This window comes from Enterobacter cloacae complex sp. SHL018, assembly GCF_049237905.1.
GTDB lineage: Bacteria > Pseudomonadota > Gammaproteobacteria > Enterobacterales > Enterobacteriaceae > Enterobacter > Enterobacter hormaechei_C.
In genome coordinates this window covers 305471-328535 of the sequence record NZ_JBMKJE010000004.1, presented here as the reverse complement: position 1 = coordinate 328535, position 23065 = coordinate 305471, and the positions used below count along the sequence as shown (strand labels likewise).

17 protein-coding genes are annotated in these 23065 nt (G+C 58.0%); 9 read left to right on the top strand and 8 right to left on the bottom strand.

Annotation, left to right across the window (positions count from 1 at the left end; all coding sequences use genetic code 11):
- Nucleotides 1-15 precede the first annotated feature (15 nt).
- Both rcsC and gyrA read right to left on the bottom strand, forming a co-directional pair.
- The gene (rcsC, locus tag ACOTY5_RS17135; RefSeq protein WP_017383412.1) at nucleotides 16-2862 is read right to left on the bottom strand and encodes a two-component system sensor histidine kinase RcsC; all 2847 of its coding nucleotides are present in this window, start codon (nucleotides 2860-2862) and stop codon (nucleotides 16-18) included.
- Nucleotides 2863-2997: 135 nt separating this feature from the next.
- Nucleotides 2998-5634 carry a DNA topoisomerase (ATP-hydrolyzing) subunit A gene (gyrA, locus tag ACOTY5_RS17130; RefSeq protein WP_017693022.1) on the bottom strand — a complete coding sequence of 879 codons (2637 nt, stop codon included), beginning with the start codon at nucleotides 5632-5634 and terminating at the stop codon, nucleotides 2998-3000.
- 146 nt (nucleotides 5635-5780) lie between these two features.
- Here gyrA and ubiG point away from each other — a divergent pair, with 146 nt between their 5' ends.
- The 4 genes from ubiG to yfaE all read left to right on the top strand — a co-directional run bounded on the left by ubiG (nucleotide 5781) and on the right by yfaE (nucleotide 10629).
- The gene (gene ubiG, locus ACOTY5_RS17125; RefSeq protein ID WP_006811346.1) at nucleotides 5781-6509 is read left to right on the top strand and encodes a bifunctional 2-polyprenyl-6-hydroxyphenol methylase/3-demethylubiquinol 3-O-methyltransferase UbiG; all 729 of its coding nucleotides are present in this window, start codon (nucleotides 5781-5783) and stop codon (nucleotides 6507-6509) included.
- Between the two features lie 349 nt (nucleotides 6510-6858).
- Nucleotides 6859-9144, top strand: a complete 2286-nt coding sequence (gene nrdA / locus ACOTY5_RS17120; RefSeq protein WP_023295072.1) for a class 1a ribonucleoside-diphosphate reductase subunit alpha — start codon at nucleotides 6859-6861, stop codon at nucleotides 9142-9144.
- 100 nt (nucleotides 9145-9244) lie between these two features.
- The gene (gene nrdB, locus ACOTY5_RS17115) at nucleotides 9245-10375 is read left to right on the top strand and encodes a class Ia ribonucleoside-diphosphate reductase subunit beta (RefSeq protein ID WP_026080618.1); all 1131 of its coding nucleotides are present in this window, start codon (nucleotides 9245-9247) and stop codon (nucleotides 10373-10375) included.
- Nucleotides 10375-10629, top strand: a complete 255-nt coding sequence (gene yfaE / locus ACOTY5_RS17110) for a class I ribonucleotide reductase maintenance protein YfaE (protein WP_003859419.1) — start codon at nucleotides 10375-10377, stop codon at nucleotides 10627-10629. Before nrdB ends, yfaE begins: the two co-directional genes overlap by 1 nt.
- 83 nt (nucleotides 10630-10712) lie before the next feature.
- Here yfaE and glpQ read toward each other — a convergent pair whose 3' ends face one another.
- Both glpQ and glpT read right to left on the bottom strand, forming a co-directional pair.
- Nucleotides 10713-11774, bottom strand: a complete 1062-nt coding sequence (glpQ, locus tag ACOTY5_RS17105; protein ID WP_045141704.1) for a glycerophosphodiester phosphodiesterase — start codon at nucleotides 11772-11774, stop codon at nucleotides 10713-10715.
- Nucleotides 11775-11785: 11 nt separating this feature from the next.
- Nucleotides 11786-13138, bottom strand: coding sequence for a glycerol-3-phosphate transporter (glpT, locus tag ACOTY5_RS17100; protein WP_003859423.1), 1353 nt, complete (start codon nucleotides 13136-13138; stop codon nucleotides 11786-11788).
- A gap of 250 nt (nucleotides 13139-13388) precedes the next feature.
- Between glpT and glpA the strand changes: the two genes are divergently transcribed.
- Genes glpA through glpC form a run of 3 tightly spaced genes read left to right on the top strand, consistent with a single transcriptional unit; the run spans nucleotide 13389 to nucleotide 17411 of the window.
- Entirely contained in the window at nucleotides 13389-15017 is a 1629-nt protein-coding gene (glpA, locus tag ACOTY5_RS17095) for an anaerobic glycerol-3-phosphate dehydrogenase subunit A (RefSeq protein WP_015572285.1), read from the top strand.
- Complete coding sequence (gene glpB, locus ACOTY5_RS17090; protein WP_045141705.1) at nucleotides 15007-16224, top strand: glycerol-3-phosphate dehydrogenase subunit GlpB; 1218 nt, start codon at nucleotides 15007-15009, stop codon at nucleotides 16222-16224. Before glpA ends, glpB begins: the two co-directional genes overlap by 11 nt.
- The gene (glpC, locus tag ACOTY5_RS17085; RefSeq protein ID WP_045141706.1) at nucleotides 16221-17411 is read left to right on the top strand and encodes an anaerobic glycerol-3-phosphate dehydrogenase subunit GlpC; all 1191 of its coding nucleotides are present in this window, start codon (nucleotides 16221-16223) and stop codon (nucleotides 17409-17411) included. Before glpB ends, glpC begins: the two co-directional genes overlap by 4 nt.
- Before the next feature lie 31 nt (nucleotides 17412-17442).
- Here the strand turns inward: glpC and ACOTY5_RS17080 are convergent, their stop codons facing one another.
- The 4 genes from ACOTY5_RS17080 to tctD form a co-directional block, all read right to left on the bottom strand.
- Nucleotides 17443-18642, bottom strand: a complete 1200-nt coding sequence (locus tag ACOTY5_RS17080; protein ID WP_045141707.1) for a nicotinamide mononucleotide deamidase-related protein YfaY — start codon at nucleotides 18640-18642, stop codon at nucleotides 17443-17445.
- Between the two features lie 94 nt (nucleotides 18643-18736).
- Nucleotides 18737-19279: a YfaZ family outer membrane protein gene (locus ACOTY5_RS17075; RefSeq protein WP_017383419.1), complete on the bottom strand. Its 543-nt coding sequence runs from the start codon at nucleotides 19277-19279 to the stop codon at nucleotides 18737-18739.
- Nucleotides 19280-19408: 129 nt separating this feature from the next.
- The gene (locus tag ACOTY5_RS17070) at nucleotides 19409-20818 is read right to left on the bottom strand and encodes a sensor histidine kinase (protein WP_045141708.1); all 1410 of its coding nucleotides are present in this window, start codon (nucleotides 20816-20818) and stop codon (nucleotides 19409-19411) included.
- Nucleotides 20805-21479 carry a transcriptional regulator TctD gene (gene tctD / locus ACOTY5_RS17065; protein ID WP_006811361.1) on the bottom strand — a complete coding sequence of 225 codons (675 nt, stop codon included), beginning with the start codon at nucleotides 21477-21479 and terminating at the stop codon, nucleotides 20805-20807. The genes ACOTY5_RS17070 and tctD overlap by 14 nt, the downstream gene beginning before the upstream one ends.
- A gap of 152 nt (nucleotides 21480-21631) precedes the next feature.
- On the opposite strand from tctD, the gene ACOTY5_RS17060 reads away from it, so the two are divergent.
- Both ACOTY5_RS17060 and ACOTY5_RS17055 read left to right on the top strand, forming a co-directional pair.
- Nucleotides 21632-22612, top strand: coding sequence for a Bug family tripartite tricarboxylate transporter substrate binding protein (locus ACOTY5_RS17060; RefSeq protein ID WP_006811363.1), 981 nt, complete (start codon nucleotides 21632-21634; stop codon nucleotides 22610-22612).
- Nucleotides 22613-22623: 11 nt separating this feature from the next.
- Nucleotides 22624-23055 (top strand): tripartite tricarboxylate transporter TctB family protein, encoded by a 432-nt coding sequence (locus tag ACOTY5_RS17055; RefSeq protein ID WP_003859443.1) that lies wholly within the window; start codon nucleotides 22624-22626, stop codon nucleotides 23053-23055.
- Nucleotides 23056-23065: the final 10 nt, after the last annotated feature.

Sequence of the window (23065 nt, the reverse complement as noted above, 5' to 3'; positions counted from 1 at the left end):
CCTTTCGGGCCTTTTTTATTGTCTCGCTTTTCGTACCCGCTCCGCATACACGGATAGCGTCTGCTTCAGTACATCCAGCGTGACCGGCTTCGACAGGCAGCTGTCCATTCCCGACTCCAGACAGCGCTGCTTCTCCTCCGCCAGCGCGTTGGCTGTCACCCCTACCACCGGCAGCGTCAGCCCCAGCTGTCGGATACGCTGCGTCAGACGGTAGCCGTCCATGTTAGGCATGTTCACATCGCTGAGCACAATATCAATATGGTTCTTACTTAAGACATTCAGGGCATCCACGCCATCATTGGCCGTTTTACACTGATAGCCCAGAGAGCCAAGCTGATCTGCGAGCAGACGACGGTTAATCGGATGATCGTCGACGACCAGAATCATCATATCGTCGTTCACCGACGCCAGCTCATCAGGGGAAGCCAGCACGGTGGCGCCGTCGCTGTCCTCAAGCTGCACGCTGTAAATACGCGCCAGCAAGCCCAGCAGCTCGTGCGGTGTCGCCACGCTGTGCACCCATACCCCAGGCGAACGCTCAAGCGGAATACCGATATGACGGCGGCAGAACATCACTACGCCCCGCCCCGCCCACGCCTGCTCCGGCTCAACGTCGGTGATCAGCATGTCATCCGCGTCCGGCGTCTGGCCTTCGTAGCGTGAAACCCGCACGCCGCTGCTGGTCAGCATCGAGGTCAGGAAATCATGTAAGGAGGCGTTGTGCACCGCCAGCCAGCAGTGCTTATCGCTCAGCCCGTCGACGGTGGTTTTCGCCGGATAGTGCGCCGAATAGAGCGGAATACGAATGGTGAACTGGCTGCCCATGCCTGGCTCTGTATCGACGGAGATATCTCCATCCATCATACTGATAAGCTTCTCGCAAATCGCCAGACCTAGCCCGGTCCCCTGGAAATTACGCTGGACGCCGGTTCCCACCTGGAAGAACGGATCGAACAGGCGAACGACCTCTTTCGCCGGAATGCCAACACCCGTGTCGCGCACGCGAATGGTCAGGTACTCCCCTGCCCGACAGACGTGCAGCACAATACAGCCGATATCGGTGAATTTGATGGCGTTGCTCAGCAGGTTTGAGATGACCTGTTGCAGACGCATCGGATCGCCATGCAGCGTCAGCGGCACATCCGGCTCGATAAAGCAGTACAGCCCAAGCTGTTTACGCACCACCAGCGGCAGGTAGTTAGCGCAGATATGGTTCATCACTTCGCGCGGGGAGAACTCGCGCGGCTCTATTTTCAACTGCTCGGATTCAATTTTAGAGAAATCGAGAATATCGCTGATGATTTTCAGCAGCAGGCTGGACGAGTTGTTCATGGCCGTCACCAGCCGGTCGACGCCTTTCGGCAGCTCTTTGGTCTGGAGCAGATCGAGGTTACCGATAATGCCGTACAGCGGCGTTCGCAGCTCATGGCTGACGGTCGCGAGGAACATCGATTTCGACTGACTGGCCTGCTCCGCCGCCTGCGCCATATCCTGCAATGACTCTTCCATTTTCACGCGCGCAGAGACGTCCACCAGCACGCAAATGGCCACGTTTTCATTGCGGTAGCGAGAATGGACGAAGCTGATTTGCAGGTTGGTGTGGGTGCTGGTCAGCACATCCACAAAGTTAACCTGCTGACCGCAGATGATCTGCGTTAACCGCTGGCGGTCTTCATGCGTGAGCATGTTCAGGTAGTTATGGGCAAGCTCGTTACTGAGGATATTTGTCCCGTCCTGAGTACGCAGGATGCAGATCCCTACCGGCGCCGAGGCGACAATTTTACGGTTAAACTGCTCATGCTCTTCCAGACGCTGAGCATCCGCTTCCGCCGGAATAAAGATCCGCCGCTCATACATTCTCGCCAGCATAAACAGCGCGACGCCTACCGCGATGTTCAGCAAAATGGCGTTAAGTATCAGGATGCGAATGCGCTCCAGGACCTTGTCCACCGGCAGCGAGTAGACAATGCTCAGCGACGATGGCGGTAAACTTTTCTTCAGCACCAGCTCGCGGAACCCGGAGGTATAGCCAAACCATGACCGCTCCTGCATCCAGCTGGGTTCAACCTTCAGGCGGTTTTCAGGCCCGGTAAGGGAGATGAGCGGATGGCCGTTTTCATCCAGAATGGTCACGCCCATCGGCAGACTGCCCGGCGTGAAGAAGTTTTCCATGCGGATGGTTTGTTCAATCCCCAGCAGCGCTTGCAGGCGGTTTCCGAGGTAAACCGGAGTCAGGGCATAGAAATAGCCGACGCCCATGCGCGGCCCCTGGCTTATCCAGAAGATGTTGTTCCCGCGCTCTTCCTGAGGCGCATTGCGGTATTTCACTATACGCTCATGCAGGCTTTTCAGCGCGTCTTCGCGTTCGACGGGCATATCCCGCAGGCCGAAATCCGCCATGCAGAGATTTTCGTTGCCAATCAGGTAGACGCGGTTCAGGTCGTAGGCGGCCGAGAAGTTATCGCGCCAGTAGCGCATAAACCATGACAGGGACTCCAGTGAACCACGCCAGGCTTTGCCCATGGCGGAACAATCGGAGTCCGGGAAGAGAGGTTCGAAATCAGGTACTTCGGTTTTTTCATCCCGACCGCGGATGGCAAGAATGCCGTTCTCCGCCGTGAGTCGATTCTCAGCAATATACTTAAGCTCTTTCATCACGTCAGAGGTGCGCTGGATATAGCGCTGGGCCTGATCCGAGCTTAAGTTAAACTCCTGGCGGATCTCCGCTTCTTTCTGGTGTAACGCGTTAACGATGTAAAACACCGAGAGCAGTGCCACCAGCAACCATAGCAGTAGCGCAAGCGCCCGAAACAGATAGCGAGAGACTTTTAACGTGGTACGAAAGGAGACGAGGTATTTCAAAGGGGCGAGGCTCCGCCGTCGGGGTCAAAAAGAATGTGGTTAAGGTAGCGGTAAACGCGGCTTGTCGCAACGTTCACTTGTCTGCTTGCGCAAAACAAAAGGGCCGGAAACCGGCCCTTAATGCGTCAGGAGACGTTACTCGTCAGCGTCATCCGCTACTTCATCATCGGTGTCCGCTTCCGGGGCGATTTCATCATCCCCTTCCGCAACGCTGCCGTCGATAGAGTCGAGCTCTTCGTCATCCACCGGCTCAGCAACGCGTTGCAGACCGACGACGTTTTCATCTTCCGCAGTGCGGATGAGGATTACGCCCTGGGTGTTACGACCCACCACGCTGATCTCAGACACGCGGGTACGCACCAGCGTACCGGCATCGGTGATCATCATGATCTGGTCCGCGTCGTCCACCTGCACCGCGCCAACAACGGAACCGTTGCGCTCGGTCACTTTGATGGAGATAACGCCCTGCGTGCCGCGAGACTTGGTCGGGTATTCGCTTTCCGCCGTACGTTTACCGTAGCCGTTCTGGGTGACGGTCAGGATTGCGCCTTCGCCACGAGGAACGATCAGGGAAACCACGCTGTCTTCACCCGCCAGCTTGATACCACGCACGCCGGTCGCCGTACGACCCATTGCGCGCACGGCGTTCTCTTTAAAGCGCACCACTTTACCGGCGGCAGAGAACAGCATGACTTCATCAGAACCGGAGGTCAGATCCACGCCGATCAGCTCATCGCCTTCGTTCAGGTTCACCGCGATGATCCCGGCAGAACGTGGACGGCTGAACTCGGTCAGCGCGGTTTTCTTCACGGTACCGCTCGCGGTCGCCATAAAGACGTTCACGCCCTCTTCGTACTCGCGTACCGGCAGAATAGCGGTGATACGTTCGTTCGCTTCCAGCGGCAGCAGGTTGACGATAGGACGACCCCGCGCGCCACGGCTCGCTTCCGGCAGCTGATAGACTTTCATCCAGTACAGACGGCCCCGGCTGGAGAAGCAGAGGATCGTGTCGTGGGTGTTGGCCACCAGCAGACGGTCAATGAAGTCTTCTTCTTTAATACGTGCCGCAGATTTGCCTTTACCGCCACGACGCTGTGCTTCGTAGTCGGTCAACGGCTGATACTTCACGTAGCCCTGGTGAGACAGCGTCACTACCACGTCTTCGCGGTTGATCAGATCTTCAATGTTGATATCAGAGCTATTGGCTGTGATTTCGGTGCGACGCTCGTCGCCGAACTGATCGCGAACCAGCTCCAGCTCTTCACGGATCACTTCCATCAGGCGCTCTGCGCTACCCAGGATATGCAGCAGCTCGGCAATCTGCTCCAGCAGCTCTTTGTACTCGTCGAGCAGTTTTTCATGCTCAAGGCCGGTCAGTTTCTGCAAACGCAGATCCAGAATCGCCTGGGCCTGCTGTTCAGTCAGGTAGTACTGACCGTCACGCACGCCGAATTCCGGTTCCAGCCACTCAGGACGCGCAGCGTCATCACCGGCACGTTCCAGCATTGCCGCCACGTTGCCCAGATCCCATGGACGCGCAACCAGCGACGCCTTCGCTTCTGCCGGCGTCGGCGCACGGCGGATCAGCTCGATGATCGGGTCGATGTTCGCCAGCGCAACGGCCAGTGCTTCAAGGATATGGGCACGGTCGCGCGCTTTGCGCAGTTCGAAGATGGTACGACGGGTCACCACTTCACGGCGGTGACGCACGAACGCGCTCAGGATCTCTTTCAGGTTCATGATCTTCGGCTGGCCATGATGCAGCGCAACCATGTTGATACCGAAGGAGACCTGAAGCTGAGTCTGGGAGTAAAGGTTGTTCAGCACAACTTCACCCACCGCGTCGCGCTTGATTTCAATCACGATGCGCATACCGTCTTTATCAGACTCGTCACGCAGCGCGCTGATGCCTTCAACGCGTTTTTCTTTTACCAGCTCGGCGATTTTTTCAATCAGTCGCGCTTTGTTCACCTGATACGGGATCTCGTGAACAATAATGGTTTCACGGCCGGTTTTAGCGTCCGCTTCCACTTCGGCGCGGGCACGGATGTAAATCTTGCCGCGACCGGTGCGGTACGCTTCTTCAATACCGCGACGGCCATTGATGATTGCCGCCGTCGGGAAGTCCGGGCCCGGGATGTGTTCCATCAGCCCTTCAATGCTGATGTCTTCATCGTCAATGTAGGCCAGGCAGCCGTTGATCACTTCCGTGATATTGTGCGGTGGAATGTTGGTTGCCATACCGACGGCGATACCGGACGAACCGTTCACCAGCAGGTTTGGGATCTTCGTTGGCATAACGTCAGGAATTTTTTCCGTGCCGTCGTAGTTATCAACGAAATCAACCGTCTCTTTTTCCAGGTCAGCCATCAGCTCATGGGCAATCTTCGCCAGACGGATTTCCGTATAACGCATTGCCGCGGCGGAGTCGCCGTCGATAGAACCAAAGTTACCCTGACCATCTACCAGCATGTAACGCAGCGAGAAGGGCTGCGCCATACGGACAATGGTGTCGTACACCGCGGAATCACCATGAGGATGGTATTTACCGATTACGTCACCAACGACACGGGCAGATTTTTTGTAGGCTTTATTCCAGTCATTGCCCAATACGTTCATGGCGTATAGTACGCGACGGTGTACCGGCTTCAGGCCATCGCGGACGTCCGGCAGCGCACGGCCAACAATGACCGACATCGCATAGTCCAGATAGGAGCTTTTCAGCTCTTCCTCGATGTTAACCGGTGTAATTTCTCTCGCAAGGTCGCTCATCTAACCGCTATCCCTCTACTGTATCCCGGATTCAAAGGTCGCAAATTATAACACAGCCGCGGTGATACAGGTAAACCTATACGCTTTATTCACAGGGATTGCCTGATATACTCATTTGTCTTGCTAAATAAGGAGTAAAAGCGCCCATGAATGCCGAAAAATCCCCGGTGGCTCACAACGTTGACCACGAAGAGATTGCCAAATTTGAAGCGGTGGCGTCCCGCTGGTGGGATCTCGAAGGTGAGTTCAAACCTCTGCATCGTATTAACCCGCTGCGTCTGGGCTATATCGCGGAGCGTTCCGGCGGTCTGTTCGGTAAGAAAGTGCTCGACGTCGGCTGCGGCGGCGGCATCCTGGCGGAAAGTATGGCGCGTGAAGGGGCCACCGTCACCGGTCTGGACATGGGCTTCGAACCTCTACAGGTTGCGCGTCTTCATGCGCTGGAGTCCGGCGTACAGGTAGAATATGTCCAGGAAACCGTGGAAGAGCACGCGGCAAAACATGCGCACCAGTATGACGTGGTGACCTGCATGGAGATGCTGGAGCACGTTCCCGATCCGCAGTCGGTGGTCAGCGCCTGTGCAAAACTGGTGAAACCGGGTGGACAGGTCTTCTTCTCGACCATCAACCGCAACGGCAAAGCCTGGCTGATGGCCGTGGTAGGCGCGGAATACGTGCTGCGCATGGTGCCGAAAGGGACGCACGACGTGAAGAAGTTCATCAAGCCTGCCGAACTGCTGGGCTGGGTTGACCAGACATGGCTTAAGGAGCAGCACATGACGGGCCTGCACTACAATCCGCTGACGGATAAATTCAAACTTGCCCCAGGTGTGGATGTTAACTATATGTTGCACACAACCGCCAAAAACGACTAACGTCATCCGTTATTCTTATAATGATTGCGCGACATCATGTTGCGCAATTCTGACCTCCCGTTGAAGAAATCAGCACTCGATCAAATTTTGAATTTTTTTTCTTAATTATTGACATCTCTTCCAGGCCTTACGGCACGAGGACTTAGCCTTTTTTACCCTTTCACAACCTCAATTTAACGTCAAAATCAACCCTTGTGCTGAAAAGATTCGATACTAGAATACTCACCATATAGCGTTCTTCTTATCGCAAAACCCCTATATGTAGTATTTATCCACAGAGTTAGTCACAAGACGGTTCTGTGGATAAGCGGGGGATATTTTTTTATTTCACGGACAGGTAAATACCCACATGAATCAGAGTCTGCTGGTGACAAAGCGCGACGGTACCACCGAGCGTATCAATCTGGACAAAATCCATCGAGTTCTCGACTGGGCAGCAGAAGGACTGAACAACGTATCTATCTCCCAGGTTGAACTGCGTTCTCACATTCAGTTCTACGACGGCATCAAAACGTCTGATATCCACGAAACCATTATCAAAGCCGCGGCAGATCTGATCTCCCGCGACGCACCGGATTATCAGTACCTCGCTGCGCGTCTGGCGATTTTCCACCTGCGTAAAAAAGCCTACGGCCAGTTCGAGCCGCCGAAGCTTTACGATCACGTAGTGAAAATGGTCGAGCTGGGCAAATACGACACGCATCTGCTGGAAGACTATACGGAAGAAGAGTTCGAGCAGATGAACGGGTTTATCGATCACTGGCGCGACATGAACTTCTCCTACGCGGCGGTGAAGCAGCTCGAAGGCAAATACCTGGTTCAGAACCGTGTGACGGGCGAAATCTACGAGAGCGCCCAGTTCCTCTATATTCTGGTGGCCGCCTGCCTGTTCTCTAATTACCCGCGTGAAACCCGTCTGGACTACGTGAAGCGTTTCTACGATGCGGTCTCTACGTTCAAGATTTCTCTGCCTACGCCAATCATGTCTGGCGTGCGTACCCCTACCCGTCAGTTCAGCTCCTGCGTACTGATCGAGTGTGGTGACAGCCTGGATTCCATCAACGCGACCTCCAGCGCCATCGTGAAATACGTCTCCCAGCGTGCCGGTATCGGCATCAACGCCGGTCGTATCCGTGCGCTGGGCAGCCCGATCCGCGGCGGTGAAGCGTTCCACACCGGCTGTATTCCGTTCTACAAACACTTCCAGACGGCAGTAAAATCCTGCTCTCAGGGCGGCGTGCGTGGTGGTGCAGCGACCCTGTTCTACCCAATGTGGCACCTGGAAGTGGAAAGCCTGCTGGTTCTGAAGAACAACCGCGGCGTGGAAGGCAACCGCGTGCGCCACATGGACTACGGCGTGCAGATCAACAAGCTGATGTACACCCGTCTGCTGAAAGGGGAAGACATCACCCTGTTCAGCCCGTCCGACGTCCCGGGTCTGTACGACGCGTTCTTCGCCGATCAGGACGAATTCGAGCGTCTGTACACCAAATATGAAAAAGACGACAGCATCCGCAAGCAGCGCGTGAAAGCGGTCGATCTGTTCTCCCTGATGATGCAGGAACGTGCTTCTACCGGCCGTATCTACATCCAGAACGTTGACCACTGCAACACCCACAGCCCGTTCGATCCGGTGGTTGCACCAGTGCGCCAGTCCAACCTGTGCCTGGAGATCGCCCTGCCGACCAAACCGCTGGAAGACGTGAACGACGAAAACGGTGAAATCGCGCTCTGTACGCTGTCCGCGTTCAACCTGGGTGCGATTAAGAGCCTGGACGAGCTGGAAGAGCTGGCGGTGCTGGCGGTTCGTGCGCTCGACGCCCTGCTGGATTACCAGGATTACCCAATCCCGGCGGCAAAACGCGGCGCAATGGGCCGTCGCACTTTAGGTATCGGCGTGATCAACTTCGCCTACTGGCTGGCGAAAAACGGCAAGCGTTACTCCGACGGCAGCGCCAACAATCTGACGCACCAGACGTTCGAAGCGATCCAGTACTACCTGATGAAAGCCTCTAACGAGCTGGCGAAAGAGCAAGGCGCGTGCCCGTGGTTCAACGAAACCACCTACGCAAAAGGCATTCTGCCGATCGACACCTACAAAAAAGACCTGGATGCGATCGTCAGCGAGCCGCTGCACCTCGACTGGGAAGGCCTGCGCGAGTCCATTAAAACGCACGGCCTGCGTAACTCCACGCTCTCTGCCCTGATGCCGTCCGAGACCTCTTCCCAGATCTCCAACGCCACCAACGGTATTGAGCCACCGCGCGGCCACGTCAGCATCAAAGCGTCGAAAGACGGCGTGCTGCGTCAGGTGGTGCCGGATTACGAAACGCTGGGTGACAACTACGAGCTGCTGTGGGAAATGCCAAACAACGACGGCTATCTGCAACTGGTGGGTATCATGCAGAAGTTTATCGACCAGTCGATCTCTGCCAATACCAACTACGACCCAACGCGCTTCCCGTCTGGCAAGGTTCCGATGCAGCAACTGCTGAAAGACCTGCTCACTGCCTACAAATTTGGCGTGAAAACGCTGTACTATCACAACACCCGTGATGGTGCGGAAGACGCCCAGGACGACCTGGTGCCGTCAATTCAGGACGATGGCTGCGAAAGCGGCGCATGTAAGATCTAAGCACTTCGCCGGGTGGCGCTACGCTTACCCGGCCTACGGTTTTGTAGGCCCGGCAAACGCAGTGCCGCCGGGCAATAAAATCTCAACAGGACTCACCGCAATGGCATATACCACCTTTTCACAGACGAAAAACGACCAGCTCAAAGAGCCGATGTTCTTCGGCCAGCCGGTCAACGTGGCACGCTACGATCAGCAAAAATATGACATCTTCGAAAAGCTGATTGAAAAGCAACTCTCCTTCTTCTGGCGTCCGGAAGAAGTTGACGTTTCCCGCGACCGTATCGATTTCCAGGCGCTGCCGGAACACGAAAAGCACATCTTCCTCAGCAACCTGAAGTACCAGACGCTACTGGACTCCATCCAGGGCCGTAGTCCGAACGTGGCGCTGCTGCCGCTGATCTCGATTCCTGAGCTGGAAACCTGGGTAGAGACCTGGGCGTTCTCCGAGACGATCCACTCCCGCTCTTACACCCACATCATCCGCAACATCGTGAACGATCCGGCGGTGGTGTTTGACGATATCGTCACCAACGAGCAGATCCAGAAGCGCGCGGAAGGCATTGCGCACTACTACGACGAGCTGATCGAGATGACCAGCTACTGGCATCTGCTGGGCGAAGGCACGCATAACGTGAACGGCAAAACCATTACCGTAAACCTGCGGGCCCTGAAAAAGCAGCTGTACCTGTGCCTGATGAGCGTTAACGCGCTGGAAGCGATCCGCTTCTACGTGAGCTTCGCCTGCTCCTTCGCCTTTGCCGAGCGCAAGCTGATGGAAGGCAACGCCAAAATCATCCGCCTGATCGCCCGTGACGAAGCCCTGCATCTGACCGGGACTCAGCACATGCTGAACCTGCTGCGCAGCGGCGCGGACGACCCGGAAATGGCTGCGATTGCCGAAGAGTGCAAGCAGGAATGCTACGATCTGTTCGTGCTGGCCGCCCAGCAGGAGAAAGAGTGGGCAGACTACCTGTTCCGCGACGGCTCCATGATTGGCCTGAACAAAGACATTCTGTGCCAGTACGTGGAGTACATCACTAACATCCGCATGCAGGCTGTGGGTCTCGATCTGCCATTCCAGACGCGCTCTAACCCGATTCCGTGGATCAACACCTGGCTGGTGTCCGATAACGTGCAGGTTGCGCCGCAGGAAGTGGAAGTGAGTTCTTATCTGGTCGGTCAGATTGATTCTGAAGTCAACACCGACGACCTGAGCGATTTCCAGCTCTGATGAGCCGCGTAACGCTGAGCCTTTCTGGTACAGAGGTGTTGTGCCAGGAAGAGCACCCTTCTCTGCTGGTGGCGCTTGAAGCGCATCAGGTAGAAGTAGAGTACCAGTGTCGTGAAGGCTACTGCGGCTCCTGCCGCTGCCGTCTGGTCGCAGGCCAGGTAGACTGGCTGACCGAACCGCTGGCCTTTATCAGTGAAGGGGAGATTTTGCCCTGCTGCTGCCGGGCAAAAGGCGATATTGAGATCGAGATGTAATTATGTCGGGTGGCGCTTCGCTGACCCGACCTACAAAACCGCAGTTCGTAGGCCGGGTAAGGCGCAGCCGCCACCCGGCAATTTCAGCGTTTATCCTTCAAAAAGCTCACCGCTTTATCCGGGAAATCCGTAAACAACCCGTCCACATCCGCCTGGTTATACAGCACGTCGTAAAGCTGATTCACGTCCGTCGCATACTCCGGCAGCTGGTCTGCGCGTACGGTATACGGATGCACCTGCATCTTGCTCGCATGCGCCTCTTTCACCATCGCCGTCAGCTTCACGTGACCCGGCGTTGAGCCTTCCACCACCAGCATGTGGTAATCCGGCCCGATGCCGTCGGCGTACTGCGCAATCTGCTTCATCGCGCCCGGCTTAAACATCCAGTCGTAGCTGTAGTTCACCCACTTCCCGTCCGGCTGTTTTTCCTGGGTTTCATTCCAGTCGGTATACGCAATCAGCTGCACCAGATTGAGATCCATCCCCATTTTCGGCTCCAGCTCGGTTTTGATGCGCTTCAGTTCCGCGGCGTCGAAACATTGCAGGAAAACCTTATCCTGCTTTCTGGTGTAGCCGTACATTTTCAGTACCTCCAGCGTCTTCGCGGCAATGTCCTTCCCTTCCTGATGGTGGAACCACGGCGCTTTGATTTCCGGGTAGATACCGATATTTTTTCCTGTCGAGTGGTTCAGCCCCTGAACAAACTCGATCTCCTCTTCGAAGGTGTGAATACGGAAGTCAGACTTGCCCATCGGGAAACGTCCCGGATAGACCTGTACCTTCTTACCGTTTTCAATCTCGAAGCCCTCGGTAAACTTCAGCGAGCGGATCTCCGCCAGCGTGAAGTCGATGGCGTAGTAGCGACCATCTTTACGGGCGCGATCCGGGAAACGTTCCGCCACGTCCGTCACGCGGTCAAGATAGTGGTCATGCAGAACGACCAGCTGGTCGTCCTTCGTCATCACCAGATCCTGCTCCAGATAATCCGCGCCCTGGGCATAGGCCATCGCTTTTGCCGGCAGCGTATGCTCCGGCAGATAACCGCTGGCGCCACGGTGGGCGATCACGATCTTATCCGCCGCCAGCGCGGAGCTTGTCATCAGGCCCGCCAGCAGCAGACCTGTCGCTAACTGAGTTAATTTCATCGCAATGCTCCTTATTGACGACGCGCCAGCACTTCGGCGTGGTGACGTTTTTCACCAATCATCACAACAACCAGCAGCAGAACAGCCAGCACGCTGCCGCCAATCATCACCATAAAGCCGCCGTCCCAGCCGAAGAAGTCGACGGTGTAACCGACGATGGCACTTGCCGCCACTGAACCGCCGAGGTAGCCAAACAGACCGGTAAAGCCTGCCGCCGTGCCTGCCGCTTTCTTCGGCGCCAGCTCCAGGGCATGCAGACCAATCAGCATAACCGGACCATAAATCAGGAAGCCGATGACGATCATACAGGCCATATCCACACCCGGATTACCCGGCGGGTTTAGCCAGTAAACGACCGTCGCGATGGTGACCAGCGTCATAAAGAACACGCCCGTCGCCCCACGGTTGCCCTTAAACACTTTGTCCGACATCCAGCCGCAGATCAGCGTGCCGGGAATGCCAGCGTATTCATACAGGAAATAGGCCCAGGAGGATTTATCCAGCGCGAAGTGCTTCACCTCTTTCAGGTAGGTTGGCGACCAGTCGAGGATGCCGTAGCGCAGCAGGTAGACAAATACGTTCGCCACCGCGATGTACCACAGCAGCTTGTTCGGCAGCACGTACTTCATGAAGATCTGCTTTGCCGTCAGCTCTTCTTCGTGCTTCTCGCTGTAATCATCCGGGTAGTCGTTTTTGTACTCTTCAATCGGCGGCAGGCCGCAGGACTGTGGGGTGTCGCGCATCAGAGCGAAGGCGATAATCGCCACCAGAATGGCGCCAAAGGCTGGCATATAGAGCGCGGCATGCCAGTCGTTGAACCAGGCCATCCCCAGCAGGAACAGCAGCGGCGGAAGCCCGCCCCCGACGTTATGCGCGCAGTTCCAGACCGATACAATGCCGCCACGCTCTTTCTGTGACCACCAGTGAACCATGGTGCGTCCGCATGGCGGCCATCCCATCCCCTGGAACCAGCCGCAGAGGAACAGCAGCACGAACATGATGGCAATGCTGGAGGTAGCCCACGGCACAAAGCCCATGAACAGCATCACCGCTGCCGCGAGGATCAGACCGGCGGGCAGGAACACGCGCGGATTCGAACGATCCGACACCGACCCCATAATGAACTTCGAAAAACCGTACGCGATGGAGATCCCCGACAGCGCAAATCCCAGATCGCCGCGTGAGAAGCCCTGCTCCACCAGGTACGGCATGGCGAGCGCAAAGTTTTTACGTACCAGATAGTACGCCGCATACCCGAAGAAGATCCCGAGGAAGATTTGCCAACGCAGACGGCGGTAGAGAGGATCAATCTCTGCCTCTGGCAGTCGCGCCCGATGTGGCGCAGGTTTAAAGATACTGAGCATAACAGCCTCCGTGGCCTTTCAAAAAATGACCGGGCATCTCGCGCCCGGCTACAGAGGCGGCGATGTTAAGAAATCACGGTGAATGTTACTGTGAATCAACGCACAGATTGTTACAGAAATATGACAGAATGCGCAAAAAAGCGCATGAAATCACGTTTCACTTTCGAATTTCGCGCGTTTATGTTCGAAATCAAACAAACCACACGATCAATGTGGCTAAATGCTAAAAAACGAACATAGAGGAAAGGCAATGACAATTCACGATCCGCGCTTCAGCGATGTGATTATCATTGGCGGTGGCGCGACGGGTGCCGGCATCGCACGCGACTGCGCCCTGCGGGGATTGAGCGTCACGCTTCTGGAACGCCACGATATCGCCACCGGCGCGACGGGACGTAACCACGGTCTGTTGCACAGCGGCGCCCGCTATGCGGTCACTGACGCTGAGTCAGCACGCGAGTGTATCGCTGAAAACCAGATCCTCAGGCGCATCGCCCGCCACTGCGTTGAACCGACCAACGGTCTTTTTATCACCCTTCCAGAAGATGACCTCGGCTTTCAGCAAACCTTTATCACCGCCTGCACGGCGGCAGGCATTCAGGCCGAGGCGATCGATCCTGCGCAGGCGCGCCGTCTTGAACCCTCGGTAAACCCGGCGTTACTGGGCGCGGTAAAAGTACCGGACGGAACCGTTGATCCTTTCCGCCTGACCGCCGCCAATATGCTCGACGCGCGGGAACATGGCGCCCAGATCCTGACCGGGCATCACGTCACCGGGCTTATTCGTGAAGGTAATACCGTGCGCGGAGTGCGCGTGTTTGATGCGCAGTACAACGAACACCGCGAGCTGTATGCCGCCGTCGTGGTCAACGCGGCGGGGATCTGGGGCCAGCGCATCGCGGAATACGCGGACCTGTCGGTGCGCATGTTCCCGGCGAAAGGCTCGCTGCTGATCCTCGACCACCGCATCAATAACCATGTCATCAACCGCTGCCGTAAACCGTCTGACGCCGATATCCTCGTGCCGGGGGACACCATTTCGTTAATCGGCACGACCTCAATGCATGTGGACTACAGCGAAATTGATTACAACCGCGTCACCGCTGAAGAGGTGGATATCCTGCTGCGCGAAGGGGAAAAGCTGGCCCCGGTGATGGCGCAGACGCGTATTCTGCGTGCCTACGCGGGCGTGCGTCCCCTTGTCGCCAGCGATAACGATCCGAGCGGGCGTAACGTCAGCCGCGGCATCGTGCTGCTCGATCACGCCGAACGCGACGGCATGGACGGGTTTATCACCATTACCGGCGGCAAGCTGATGACCTACCGGCTGATGGCCCAGTGGGCCACCGATGCCGTCTGCCGTAAGCTCGGCAACACCGCACCGTGCGTGACGGCGGAACAGGCTCTGCCCGGCTCGCAGCAATCGACAGAAAAAACGCTGCACAAAATCATTTCACTTCCTGCCCCGCTTCGCGGTTCAGCGATTTACCGCCACGGCGACCGCACCCCAACCTGGCTCGGTGAAGGGCGACTCAGCCGCAGCCTGGTGTGCGAATGCGAAGCCGTGACCGCAGGCGAGGTGCAGTATGCCGTGGAAAATCTGACGGTGAACAACCTGCTCGATTTACGCCGCCGCACGCGCGTCGGGATGGGCACCTGTCAGGGGGAGCTGTGCGCCTGCCGTGCCGCCGGGCTGCTGCAACGTTTTCACGCCACCACGTCAACCCAGTCGCTTGCCCAGCTCAGCGATTTTTTAAACGAGCGCTGGAAAGGCATTCAGCCCGTCGCCTGGGGCGATGCCCTGCGCGAAAGCGAGTTTACCCGCTGGGTCTATCAGGGGCTTTGCGGTCTGGAGAAGGAGCACAACCATGAAATTTGATACCGTGATTGTGGGTGGGGGACTGGCGGGCCTGCTGTGCGGCCTCAAACTGACGCAGCGGGGTCTGCGCTGCGCCATTGTCACTCGCGGTCAGAGTGCCCTGCACTTCTCTTCCGGCTCGCTGGATTTACTGGGCGCGCTATCGTTCGCCGATCTGCCGCCTGAACATCCCTACCGCCTGACGGGCGCAGAGAATATGGCCCGCTTTGCCAGCGAAACCGAACACCTGCTCACCACCTGCGGCGCACGCATGCAGGGTGACGCCGAGCAAAATCATCAGCGCGTCACGCCGCTCGGCACCCTGCGCGCCGCCTGGCTTAGCCCGGAAGAGGTGCCTGTCGCCCCCATCGCTGCCGAGCGCGTGCGGGTGGTGGGGATCAGCGGCTTCCTCGATTTCCAGCCGCATCTGGCCGCCGCGTCTCTCAGACAGCAGGGTGTTCAGGTGGATACGGCGGAGATTGATCTCCCCGAACTCGACGTGTTGCGCGAAAACCCCAGCGAGTTTCGTGCGGTGAACATTGCCCGCCTGCTGGATAATGAAAGTTACTGGCCGCAGCTGTACGCGGCGCTTCAACCGCTCGGCGAGACCTGCGACGCCCTGTTTATGCCCGCCTGTTTTGGCTTAACGGACAACCGGCTCTGGCGCTGGCTCTCGGCGCGCCTGCCCTGTACGCTCGGTTTACTGCCGACGCTCCCCCCTTCCGTGCCCGGCATTCGTCTGCACACCCAGCTTCAGCGTCAGTTTGTTGCCCAGGGTGGCGTCTGGATGGCAGGCGACGAGGTGAAAAAAATCATCCTGGCTGAGGGCGCGGTAAGCGAAATCTGGACCCGCAACCACGGCGACATCCCGCTTCGCGCACGCTTTACGGTGCTGGCAAGCGGCAGTTTCTTCAGTAACGGTCTGCTGAGCAGCCGGGATGGCGTGCGTGAGGCGATCCTCGGTCTGGACGTCCGGCAAAGCGCTTCCCGCGCGGACTGGTATCAAAGCGATTTCTTCACCCCGCAGCCCTGGCAGCAGTTCGGCGTGATCGTCGACAGCCAACTGCGCCCGCGGCTGGGCGGGGAACCGGTTGAAAATCTTTACGCCATCGGCTCGGTTCTGGGCGGGTACGATCCCGTGGCGCAGGGCTGCGGTGGCGGCGTCTGCGCCGTCACTGCGCTGCATGTCGCGGAGCAGATTATCCAGCGCAGGGAGGGAGCACAATGAACGACACCCGATTTGAAAGCTGTATCAAATGCACGGTCTGCACCACGGTTTGCCCGGTCAGCGGCGTCGATCCGCGCTATCCCGGCCCGAAACAGGCCGGTCCCGACGGGGAGCGTCTGCGCCTGAAGGATGGCGCGCTCTACGACGAGGCGCTGAAATACTGCATCAACTGCAAACGCTGCGAAGTTGCCTGCCCGTCGGACGTGAAAATAGGCGATATCATCCAGCGCGCCCGCGCCCGCTACAGTACGCAAAAACCGACGCTGCGTGACGCGATACTGAGCCACACCGATCTGATGGGTAGCCTCTCGACGCCTTTCGCGCCGGTCGTCAATGCCGCCACCGCCCTGAAGCCGGTGCGCAGGCTGCTGGATGCGACGCTCAAAATCGACCATCACCGCAGTCTGCCGAAATATTCTCACGGCACCTTCCGCCGCTGGTTTAAATCCGTGGCGGCAGAACAGGCGCAGTTCTCTGAGCAGGTCGCCTTCTTCCACGGCTGCTACGTGAACTACAACCATCCGCAGCTGGGGAAAGACCTGCTGAAAGTCCTGAACGCCATGGGAACGGGCGTTCAGCTGCTGAGCAAAGAAAAGTGCTGCGGCGTTCCGCTGATTGCCAACGGCTTCATCGACAAAGCGCGCAAGCAGGCGAGCAGCAACGTCACCTCTTTACGTGAGGCGATCGTCGACAAAGGGATACCGGTACTGGCGACGTCGTCAACCTGTACCTTCACGCTGCGCGATGAATATCCGCATCTGCTGGAGGTGGATAACACCGGCCTGCGCGAGCACATTGAGCTGGCGACCCGTTTTCTCTGGCGCAAACTGGACAGCGGGCAGACGTTACCGCTGGGCAAATTGCCGCTGAAGGTGGTGTATCACACGCCATGTCATATGGAGAAGATGGGCTGGTCGATCTATACGCTTGAGCTGCTGCGTCTGATCCCCGGGCTGGAGCTGACGGTGCTGGACTCACGCTGCTGCGGCATCGCAGGCACGTACGGCTTCAAGCGTGAAAACTACCCAACGTCACAGGCCATTGGCGCGCCGCTGTTCCGGCAGATTGAAGAGAGCGGCGCAGATATCGTGGTGACGGACTGCGAAACCTGCAAGTGGCAGATCGAGATGTCCACCAGCAAACGCTGTGAACATCCCATTACCTTGCTGGCAAAAGCGCTGGCGTAACCGTTGCCGGGGACACGGCCCCGGCACACTCTCACTCCACGAACAGCGATTCGACGACGTTGATCCAGCCGTGCTCGCTGGCGACCTCTTTCCCGTTCAGCCAGCGGCGCAGCATGTTCAGCGCCATCATCGCGCACACCTCCTGACGCACGGCCAGGCTGTGGCGGGTAATGCTCATCCTGACCCGCAGGGCGTGCGTCCCTTCCGGCGTTGCAAGGGCAAAGTTGAGATGCTCCTCATCCAGCCCGCCCACAAACAGCGCCAGCCCGGCGAAATGCTTCACTCTGCGCTCGGACGCCCAGCGCGCGGTCTGCGCCAGCGTCTCCTGCTGGAACGGCACCACTTCACTGGCCAGCAGCGGCGCACCCGCCCGGGTAAGCTGGAGCGCCAGAAGCCCACCGGTAAACTGCTCGCTTAACGTCACGCTCAACTGGCGGGACTGCAAATGCGCTGCGATCTGCGCCGGCAGCCCTTCCGTTCCTTCGAAAATCAGGCTTTCCCCGGCGACGCGCTGCACTTCCGGCCACAGCGCCAGCATGGCGGCTTTCTCTGACGCCGGTCCGGTCAGCTTCAGTTCAATAATCGGCATGGAGGAGCGATAGCCCATCGACACGCCAGGAGGCAGTTGCAGGTGATCGAGGCTCTGGGCCAGATCGCTTTCCGAGCAACCAAAGGTGGTCAGACGCAGGCACAGCGGCGGTTCAGGCAGCGTAAAGCGCGCGCGCAGGCGCGGCAGGATCTGCTGCTCGACCATCACTTTAAATTCCGACGGGACGCCCGGGGTGAAGAACATCAGGCAGCGGTTCAGCTGAACGGCAAACCCGCAGGCGGTGCCGACCGGGTTATCAATCAGTTCCGCGCTGGCGGGAATTTCAGCCTGCTTGCGGTTGCTGGGGGCCATCACGCGGCCACGCCCGGAGAAAAAGCGCTCCATCTGTGCCAGCCACGCCTCGTGCAGAACCAGGCCTTCGCCTTTGGCCGTGGCGGCGGCCAGCGCGCTGAGATCGTCGCTGGTGGGTCCCAGCCCGCCGTTCACAATCAGCACGTCGCAGCGTTCGCTGCGCTCGCGAAGAACGTTGACCAGCGACTCAAGATTGTCACCTACGGTGTTGCGGCGCGTTAACGGTAATCCTTGCTCAAAGAAGAGATCGGCGAGCCAGGCGGCATTGGTATCAATGATTTGCCCATGCAGCACTTCGTCGCCAGTGGATAACATTTCCACATTTATCATTGTGTTCTCCCATTTCAATGGTCAAAACACTATAGCGCAATCGAAGACCGGGGGAAGAGAGAAACTGGCGCGACTGAACGCCGCGCCGAGAGGATTAGAAACCGGCGCTCACGCCAATGTACGGGCCGTCTGCCAGGGCGTTGTCGCGGTTGCCGTCTTTACCGGCCAGGTTCAGATAGCGATAGCCCGCTTCGATGGTGATCGGACGCATGATGGTCCAGCGCGCGCCGGCATTAGCTTCCTGATAGCTGTCGATACCGCTGGAGAGGGAATCCGGGGAGTAGTAGTACTCACCGAACAGGCCAAAGCTGTCGCCAATTTTCCACTGCAAGCCGCCACCCACTGCCGCCGCGTAGCCTTCGTCGCCGTCGTTCGGGTTGGTGTAAATGCCTTTACCGCCGACGGTCGCCAGGAAGGGACCCAACGGCACGTTGAAGCCGAGGCCTAGGCTTGCCGCATCCCCATCGTCGTCGTTGTGCGTCCAGCCGCCGGTCATTGCCAGGCCTGCGCTATCCGTGCCAAGACCAAAGCCCAGATGGGTATAATCTTGTCCCGCCGAGCCGTTGAAGGAAATTGCGTTTGCCGCTGCTGAAACAAACATCAGGCCGCTTAAGCCCATTAATGCCACTTTTTTCATTGTCGTGATCCCGCACAATTTATTCAGAGATGTCCAAAAACCGCGAGATTTTAACCTGACTGCCTGTGTGATCAATGGACTCCGCGTGCGGCGGGCAATTAGTTTGTAACGATTTGATAATATCGGCATTTATACCAGCATCAGAAAGCGCATTTTCACGCTCAGCCCACCCAGATTTTCACTGGGCATCAGCTGAAGATGGCTGCGGTGCAGGCGGGCAATATCGTTAGCCAGCGCCAGGCCAATGCCGGACCCGGCGGCATCGCCCACGTTATCCAGCCGATGAAACGGCAGCATGGCCTGGGAGATCTGGTCTTCAGCAATGCCCGGTCCGCTGTCCTCCACGCTCAGCTCAACGGCATCGTTAGCCGTGCGCAGGTACACCGTCACGACGCCCTGCTCCGGTGTGTATTTGATCGCGTTCTCCAGCAGGTTGGCGCAAAGTTCGCCCAGCAACACGTCATCCCCCTCAATCATTACCGGCTGCTGTACGCCGTCATAACCGAGATCGATACCCTTGCTGCGCGCCTGCGCCAGCCGGGAAAAGCAGCAGTTTTGCACCACCTGTACCAGATCGACAGGCGCAAACTGTCGCTCCCCCTGCTCTTTTCGCTTCACCGCCGAAAGCTGCAACAGCCTTTCCGTCAGCACGATGGTGTTATCCAGCGTGACGTTCATCGCCCGTAAGCTCTCCTGCCACAGCGCCGGATCGTTACGCGTCAGGGCAACCGATACCTGGGTTTTCAGCACCGCCAGCGGCGTTTTGAGCTGGTGTGAGGCGTCAGCGTTAAAGCGCGCCTGCCGCGAAAGCACGCCACGTAACCTGTCGATATAGCGGTTAAATGCCACAATCAGCAGCCGCGTTTCCGACCAGGGCAATAACTCCGGCAGCGGAGCCAGCAGCCCCGGCTCACGGCGCACCATCAGGGACGAGAGCTGCCGCATCGGGCGCAGCACGCGACGCAGCAGCCAGGCGGTCAGGACCAGCGTCAGCAGCACCAGCAGCCCCTGCGACACGAGCGAGGAAAACAGCAGCTGAGTGGCCAGATAGCGCCGCGACTGCAACGTTTCGGCGACGTAGATTTCCGCCATGCCGAACACACTGTCCTCGTTAACCGGCTGGAGCAGCTTCGCCACGCGGATCGCCTGCCCGCGATACTCGGTATGATAAAACCACGCCAGCGCCGGATAGTGGGAGGTGCGCGACGTGGAGGGAGGCATATTCGGCAGATCGTCGTAGCCGGAGATCGTCCGCCCGTCAGGGTCCACGACCTTGTAGTAGAGGCGATCGTTCATGTTCAGCTCGAAGCTGTCGAGCACGACCCAGGGCACGTTCACCTGGAGTTTACCATTGTGCACCACCAGCCGCTCTGACACCGTGCGCGCCGAGGATAACAGCGTGCGGTCATAGGCCTGCGTCGCCGCCTGTAACGCGCTAACGTAGCTGTTAAAGGCTGACAGCCCCCATAACAGCAGCAGCGGCAAACCCAGAAAAAGCAAAAGTTGCAGGTAAAGCGACTGCGGCTTAACCCACTTCATCGCCGCACTCCAGCACGTAGCCCAGCCCCCGGAGGGTAATGATCCGCACCCCGCTGCCGGTCAGCTTCTTACGCAGGCGGTGAATATAGAGATCGATGCTCTCGGGGCTGACGTCGTCGTTCAGGCTGAATACCTGGTCGAAAAGCTGTTGCCGGGAGACGGGACGGGTCCGGCGGTGCATCAGCACCTTCAGCAAAGAGAGTTCGCGCGGCGTGAGGGAAAGGGGTTCATCGCGCAGCAGAAAAAAGCCTTCATCATCGTACTCCAGCTCTCCCAGCCGCTGGCGCTCCTGGGTTCGTCCTTCGCTGCGGCGCAGCAGCGCGCGCAGGCGGGCATCAAGCTCCTCCAGCTCGAACGGTTTCGGCAGGTAGTCATCCGCCCCGGCATTCAGCCCCTTCACCCTGTCTGCCACGTTGCTGCGGGCGGTAAGAAACAGCACCGGCAGCGTCTGCCCGCGCTTTCTCAGGCGATGCACCACCTCCAGCCCGTCGAAGCCGGGCATACCGATATCAAGGATCGCGACGGCATAGTTTTCTCCCTGCAAAAGATGATCGGCCGCCCGTCCATCGTTGACGCAATCCACGGCAAATCCGTTTTGTACCAGCGCTTTTTCCAGCCAGTGAGCCAGCTCACGATTATCTTCCGCCAGTAAGAGACGCATATCACATCCTGTAAAGTTGGTGTCGCAGTGAAAGGGAAATGAAAGGTTATTGTTTTAACAATCACGCAACGGAACCGCTACAAGGTGGTTCACATAATCAGAAAAAATACACCCGTACCCGTACTCCCGGTTCTCCGGCGTGAGGATAAACGATGAAAAAACAATTACTTTCTACCCTTGCTGCAAGCGTATTGCTGTTGAGTGCCTCTGTCGTCCAGGCGCAGGACGCGCCATCCCGTACCGAATGTATCGCCCCGGCCAAACCCGGCGGCGGCTTCGACCTGACCTGCAAGCTGATTCAGGTCAGCCTGCTGGAGACGAAGGCCATTGAAAAACCGATGCGCGTCACCTACATGCCCGGCGGCGTGGGCGCGGTAGCCTATAACGCCATCGTCGCGCAGCGCCCTGCCGAAGCGGGCACCGTGGTGGCCTTCTCCGGCGGTTCGCTGCTGAACCTGTCGCAGGGGAAATTTGGTCGTTATGACGTGAATGACGTGCGCTGGCTCGCCACCGTAGGCACTGATTACGGCATGATCGCCGTGCGCGCGGACTCCCCGTGGAAATCCCTGAAAGATCTGCTGACCGCCATGGAAAAAGATCCGAACAGCGTGGTCATTGGCGCGGGCGCCTCTATCGGCAGCCAGGACTGGATGAAAGCCGCGCTGCTGGCGCAGCAGGCCAAAGTGGATCCGCACAAGATGCGTTACGTGGCCTTTGAAGGCGGCGGCGAGCCGGTGACGGCGCTGATGGGCAATCACGTCCAGGCGGTATCGGGCGATCTCAGCGAAATGGTGCCCTACCTGAGCGGGGATAAGATCCGCGTGCTGGCGGTCTTCTCGGAAAACCGTCTGCCGGGCCAGCTGGCAGACGTCCCAACCGCCAAAGAGCAGGGTTATAACCTGGTCTGGCCGATCATCCGCGGCTTCTTCGTCGGGCCAAAAGTGACCGACGCCGAGTACCAGTGGTGGGTGGATACCTTCGCAAAACTTCAGCAAACCGAGGAGTTCAAAAAACAGCGCGATCTGCGCGGGCTGTTTGAGTTCAACCTGAACGGCAAGCAGCTGGACGAGTATGTCAAAAAACAGGTGAATGACTACCGAGAACAGGCGAAAGCCTTTGGTCTGGCGAAATAACCGGAGGCGCTATGAGCGATCGCATTTTTGCCGGGATATGGCTGCTGCTCTGCATTGGCGGCATGTTCGTCGCCTGGCAGATCCACAGCGAATACAGCTATGAACCCGTGGGGCCACGCCCCTTCCCCGTCGGCATTGTCGGCCTGATGCTGCTCTGCTCGGTGGCGCTGCTGCTGCGCCATCCGGATACCGTGGAGTGGCCGCCACGCCGTACGCTGCAACGTCTGCTGGTAATGGTAATTGTCCTGCTGATGTATGCGTGGGGCTTTGAGTGGCTCGGCTTCCCGATTGCCACCGCCCTGCTGACGATGGTGATTGGCATACTGTTTAACGCCTCGCTGCCTGCGGCGGGGATCTCCGGGGTCGTACTGGGCATTTTACTCTGGTACGCCTTCGACCGCCTGCTGGACGTGACCCTGCCGCTCGGCGCATGGTTTAACTAACGGAGCACGC